At 45.3% G+C, this 5,601-nt stretch carries 4 protein-coding genes and 1 pseudogene; all 5 read left to right on the top strand.

Translation table 11 applies throughout. The annotated features are described in order from the left end of the window. Window positions 1-809, top strand: a pseudogene (locus Q0117_RS03360) (hydrogenase 4 subunit B); the annotation flags it as partial. A gap of 10 nt (window positions 810-819) precedes the next feature. After that, the gene (locus Q0117_RS03355; RefSeq protein WP_297922524.1) at window positions 820-1,758 is read left to right on the top strand and encodes an NADH-quinone oxidoreductase subunit H; all 939 of its coding nucleotides are present in this window, start codon (window positions 820-822) and stop codon (window positions 1,756-1,758) included. A gap of 1 nt (window position 1,759) precedes the next feature. Beyond that, window positions 1,760-2,404 (top strand): hydrogenase 4 membrane subunit, encoded by a 645-nt coding sequence (gene hyfE, locus Q0117_RS03350; protein WP_297922522.1) that lies wholly within the window; start codon window positions 1,760-1,762, stop codon window positions 2,402-2,404. Window positions 2,405-2,406: 2 nt separating this feature from the next. Beyond that, a complete protein-coding gene (locus tag Q0117_RS03345) occupies window positions 2,407-3,888 on the top strand; it encodes a hydrogenase 4 subunit F (RefSeq protein ID WP_297922519.1) in 1,482 nt (493 codons plus the stop codon). A 2-nt stretch (window positions 3,889-3,890) separates the two neighbouring features. Further along, window positions 3,891-5,601: hydrogenase large subunit (locus tag Q0117_RS03340; protein ID WP_297922516.1), on the top strand; the 1,711-nt coding region annotated here is incomplete at its 3' end.

The following is a 5,601-nucleotide window of genomic DNA, read 5'->3' as shown; positions in this document are numbered from 1 at the left end:
TAAACGGCTTCGTTTCAGAGTGGTTTACCTATCAAGGAATGCTTCAAGGCGCTAAGGAAAGCGGAATTTTCATCAGATACGCCTTCTCTTTAGCAGTGGTCGCTCTTGCACTTACGGGCGTTTTAGTCGGTATGCACCTTAAGCTTTATGCGGTAATCTTTGCAGGAACCCCGAGAGATGAAAAAATTTGGGAAAATGCAAAAGAAAGTCCTCTTGGGATGGTTTTAGGAATGATCATACTGATGATAGGTTGCGTGGGATTTGGCGTAGGCGCACACTTCATAGTCGATTACATCATGCAGGCGGTAAATTCTATCACTTCCAATAGAGAATTTGTCGCAAGCCTAGGCGCTTCGTCAATCACTTCGCCTTTGGGAAGTATCGTTTCAACTCCTCTTATTGCAGTGATTTTGTGTTCTACAATGCTGCTTCCGTTTATCATCCTAGCGGTTATGAAAGCAAATCGTGACAAACCTCGCGAGACAGATCCTTGGGCGTGCGGCTTTAAATATAGCCCTCGCATGCAGATGACCGGCGGTCCTTTTACCGGCGATTTAAGAAAGATTATGGACTGGTTATTTAGAGGTCATAAACGCAGAATAGAGCAAAACGGCTACTTCGGACCGATCGAGTATCACAACCACCCACAAGACATTTGGTGGACGATGATTTATCAACCGGTAATCGATTGGAGTAAGAAGATCGCCGATAAGATAGGAATTATTCAAAGCGGCTATGCAAATTTATATACGCTTTACATCCTAATCTATCTTTGCGCGATACTGGGCGTCGGATATTTCTTGATCTAGGAGGTTTAAGATGCAGACTATACAAACTATATTTTTAATGATATTTCAAGTCGCGGTTATCGTCCTAGTCGCTCCACTTTTCGACGGTATGGCGAGAAAACTTCGAGCCAAGCTTCAGTCGAAACAAGGAAGCGATTTTTTCCAGACTTACCGCGATATTATTAAGCTTTTTAAGCGCGGCAGAACCGTTCCTGCGTGCAGCCACTGGGTATTTAGGTGGGCGCCGTTTTCCCTTTTCGCTACTTCGGCAGCGATTTTGGCGGCTATTCCTATTACATACAGCGATCCAACCACCGATAAAATTTTCGGAGCATATTCGGATATTTTCGTTATCCTATATCTAGGCGCGCTTTTGCGCTTCGTATTCGGTGCGGCTTCGATAGATAGCGGTAACCCGTTTGCCGCAACCGGCGGCGGACGCGAGCAGATGCTTGCCGTTTTTGTCGAACCTGTGATGATGATGTGCCTAATCGTAGTAATGATGGCTGCGGGAACTTCAAATTTAGTTGAGATTCAGGGGATGGTACGCAGCGGTCAGATCGGCTATCAAATTCCAAGCTTTGCTATCGCTTCGATTGCGTTTTTATGGTGTATGTATGTCGAGACCGGCAGAAAGCCATTTGATCTTGCCGAAGCCGAGCAAGAGCTTCAAGAAGGTCTACTTGGCGAATATGCAGGTAGCGATCTCGGCTTAGTGCAAGCGGCGCTTATTTTGAAGCAATTTGCGATGATCGGATTATTCCTAACGATATTTGAGCCGTGGAATTTTAGCAATCCGTTTTTGGCGATCATAATCTTTGTGCTAAAAACCGGCGTATTTTACGTAGCAGCCGTTTTCATCGACAACTTTGGACCACGCTTCAGAATGACTTCGAGCATGCGCAAAATTTCATGCGGCGCTCTTGCCATTGCTTTTGCGGCATTAACGCTTTACGTAGTAGGATTTTAAGATGAATAGTATCGATATTTTAGCAATTTGTATGATCGTAACGTCACTCGCGGTATTCGGACTTAGAAATTTAAAACTTTCGATCGGAATTTACGCGATTCAGACGCTATTTTTGGTAAGCATATTTTTTATGCTGTATTCTAACTTCAATGCGCCGCAGCTTAGAATTTGGGCGATAGTGGCGTTTTTTACGAAGGTTATTTTCGTGCCGGGAATTTTATTTTGGCTAGTTAAAAAGCTGGATGTGATCAGCGAGGATGAGCCGGTAGGCGGCTTTTTCGTAAGCCCCGTTATTGCGATGGGATTTTCGCTAGCGATTGCGATGACAATCAATCCGATCTTGCTTAAATTCTCTCTTATTCAAGAAAGAATCGTTCTAATAGCGGCAGTAACCGTATTTATGATGGGAATTTTTGGCTTCATGCTAAGAAATTCTTTCATCAAGCAAATTCTAGCCTACTGCCTATTTGAAAACGGCATCCACCTAAGCCTTGCACTTATGGCTTACAACTCTCACGAGCTAGTCGAGCTTGGAATTTTAACCGATGCAATCTTTGCGGTTATTATTATGAGCGTTTTAGCGGTTAGATTTTACAAAGCCTATGACGGACTTGATACGTCTAAAGCTTCGAATTTAAGGGGTTAATGATGAATAGTTTAGCTTTTATATTAATTTTTCCGTTGCTCGGAGCGCTGATATTATTCTTATGCCCTAAGAATTTCAAGCTTCTAAGCACGCTACACGTTTTGATTTCTGCGGTTACATCCGCAGGGCTACTCTGTAACGTAGGCAAGCTTATCAGCGGCAACTTTGAGGCTTTTTACGCATACGATAAATTTCTATTCCTAGATAGCTTAGGCTGCGTATTTTTAGTGCTAATCGCCGTAACGGGCTTTTTGGTAAATTTATACTCCACCACCTATATGAAGTGGGAGATACAGGGCGGTCATCTGGATCTTAGCGATCTTAGAAAATACTATGCGCTCTGCCACGTTTTCGTTTTTACGATGACGCTTAGCGTTATCTGCAACAACGTCGCGTTTATGTGGGCTGCAGTAGAGGCCACTACGTTAGCATCGGTATTTTTGGTCGCTATTCATAAAGACAAAAAATCTACCGAGAGCGGTTACAAATATATCGTTATCTGCTCGATCGGCTTAGCGTTTGCACTTTATGCGACCGTTTTACTATATGCGGCTACATTCAAAATCACGGGCGATGGCGAGGCTTCGATGCTTTGGACTAGCATTATGGATCACGCCAAAGGCTTAAACAAAGATGCCGCTAAGCTTATCTTTATATTCGCTCTAATAGGCTTTGGAACCAAAGCAGGACTTGCTCCTACTCACACTTGGCTTCCTGACGTTCACGCAGAAGGTCCGGCTCCGATTTCGGCGCTACTTTCGGGTGTGCTTTTAAAATGTGCGATGCTAGCGATATTTAGATATTACGCGGTAACCGCCGAAGCGGTAGGGCCAGACTTCGTTAAGCACGTGATGCTGATTTCGGGCACGATCACGCTATTTATAGCAGGAATTTTCCTCGTTCGTCAGCACGACGTAAAGAGGATGTTTGCTTACCACTCGGTTGTTCATATGGGTGTTATTGCATTTGCGCTAGGTATCGGCGGATATTTTGGCTTGCTTGCCGCAATCTTTCACTGCTTAGCTCACAGCTTTACCAAGGCTCTTGCATTCTGCTCTACCGGTAATATCGCTAGAATTTATGGTCACAAAGATATGTCTAGAATGGGCGGTATGGTAAAAATCGCTCCGCTTACTACGATAATGTTTGGTGCTGCGGTCTGCTCGCTCGTAGGTGTTCCTGCGTTTGCGATATTCGTAAGCGAATTTAACGTTTTCAAAGGCGCGATAGCCAGCGGTCAATACATAGCCGTAGCATTATTTGCGATCGCGCTCGTAATTATTTTCATCGCGGACTTCGCGCACTTTAATCTAGCGAGCTTCGGTACGCCTAAAGGTGAAGTGGTTTATGCTAAAGAGATGAGCTTGTTTGAAAATTTACCGCTAATCTTGCTTTGCGCTTTAGTGATAATTTTCGGCGTATGGCACGTAGGTGATTTTTGGATGCTCGTCGAAAACGGCGTTAGAATAATGATGAGAGGTTAAAAATGAGAGGCGATAAATTTATAGAAATTTTAAAGACTAAAGTCAAGGTCTTAGAAGTTACCCGCCAAGCCGAGGATCAAATCACCGTTTTAGTGGATAGAAATGATCTGCCGCTTGCGGTTAAGACGCTATATTATGACATCGGCGGTTTTATCAGCACGATGATCCCTAATGATGAGCGCGAGCTAAACGGAAATTTCGCGCTTTACTATGCGATATCTATGGAAGGTGGAAAGATGACCGAAGCGGAGGATTTCGCCGCAGAGGATAAATGCTTCATCACCGTTAGGACGCTAATTCCCGGATCGGATCCTACATTCCCGTCGGTTACTCCTTTAGTGCCTGCTTGCGTATGGTACGAAAGAGAAGCTTTCGATATGTTCGGCTTAATCGCCGAGGGCTTACCTGATAAACGCCGTTTAGTGCTAAGCGACGATTGGCCGGATGGGCTTCATCCACTTCGTAAAGACGCAATGGACTATCGCTATAGGCCCGATCCTGTAGATCATAAAGACGAGCCTAATGCAGAGTTTTTATTTCCTAGCGGCGACGGCGTAGTAGATGTTCCACTTGGGCCTCTTCACGTAACGAGCGATGAGCCGGGACACTTCAGACTATTTTGCGACGGCGATGAGATTATCGATGCGGACTACCGCTTATTTTATCAACACCGCGGTATGGAGAAGCTAGCTGAAAACCGAATGAATTACGATCAGATGGGCTATTTAGCAGAGCGCGTCTGCGGAATTTGCGGCTACGCTCACGCGATTGCGTGTATTGAAGCAGCAGAGAAAGCCATCAAGCTTGAAATTCCGCTTCGTGCGCAAGCTATCCGCGTCATCTGCCTTGAGATCGAGCGCCTTCACAGCCATCTTTTAAATATCGGTCTAGCCTGCGAGGTAACGGGCAACTACAACGCTTTCATGCATATCTTTAGAGTGCGCGAGTACTCTATGGAGCTAGCCCAGCTCGTAACCGGCGGCCGCAAGACCTACGGCAATGTAATAATGGGCGGACTTCGCCGCGATATGACCGACAATGAAATCCGCAAGAGCATCGAGATCATCAATAAACTTGATGTTCAAATTTCTGAAATTTGGGACGCCGTTATGGAGGATAAACGCCAAATCGGTCGCTGGAAGGGTGTGGGCGTATTAGATCGCAAAGTGGCGCGTGACTTTAGCCCGGTAGGTCCGAATATGAGAGCTTCCGGTTTTAAACGCGACAACCGCTACGATCACCCTTATGATTTCTTCAACAAGATAGAATTCGAAGTAGCCGTAGAGCACGGTGGCGATGTATTCAGTCGCGAAGTCGTAAGATATAAAGAGCTTAAACAATCGATCCACATCATCAGACAGTGCTTGCATCAAATGCCGCAAACTCCGATAATGATCGATCCACAGACTATGATCAGACCGGAAAACTACGCTTTAGGTCACGACGAAGCACCGCGCGGCGAAAATGTCCACTGGATCATGCAAGGCAACGCACAGAAGGTTTACCGCTGGAGATGTCGCGCCGCTACGTATAATAACTGGCCGAGCTTGCGATTTCAATTCCGCGGAAATAACATCTCCGATGCGGCGCTAATCGTATGCTCGATGGATCCGTGCTACTCATGCACCGAGCGCGTAACTTTAGTCGATATTAATAGCGGAAAGAGTAAAATTCTAACCGAAAAAGACCTTAAGAAATTTTGCCAAGACGGCA

The sequence above is a fragment of the uncultured Campylobacter sp. genome (assembly GCF_937997535.1).
Taxonomy (GTDB): domain Bacteria; phylum Campylobacterota; class Campylobacteria; order Campylobacterales; family Campylobacteraceae; genus Campylobacter_B.
The sequence above is the reverse complement of the archived record's forward strand: the minus strand, read 5'-3'. Positions and strand labels throughout refer to the sequence as shown.

What these genes read in the sequence shown, in the direction of transcription:
- hyfE (WP_297922522.1), top strand. Translation starts at nt 1,760, where the DNA reads ATGAATAGTATCGATATTTTAGCAATTTGTATGATCGTAACGTCACTC.
- Q0117_RS03345 (WP_297922519.1), top strand. Translation starts at nt 2,407, where the DNA reads ATGAATAGTTTAGCTTTTATATTAATTTTTCCGTTGCTCGGAGCGCTG.
- Q0117_RS03355 (WP_297922524.1), top strand. Translation starts at nt 820, where the DNA reads ATGCAGACTATACAAACTATATTTTTAATGATATTTCAAGTCGCGGTT.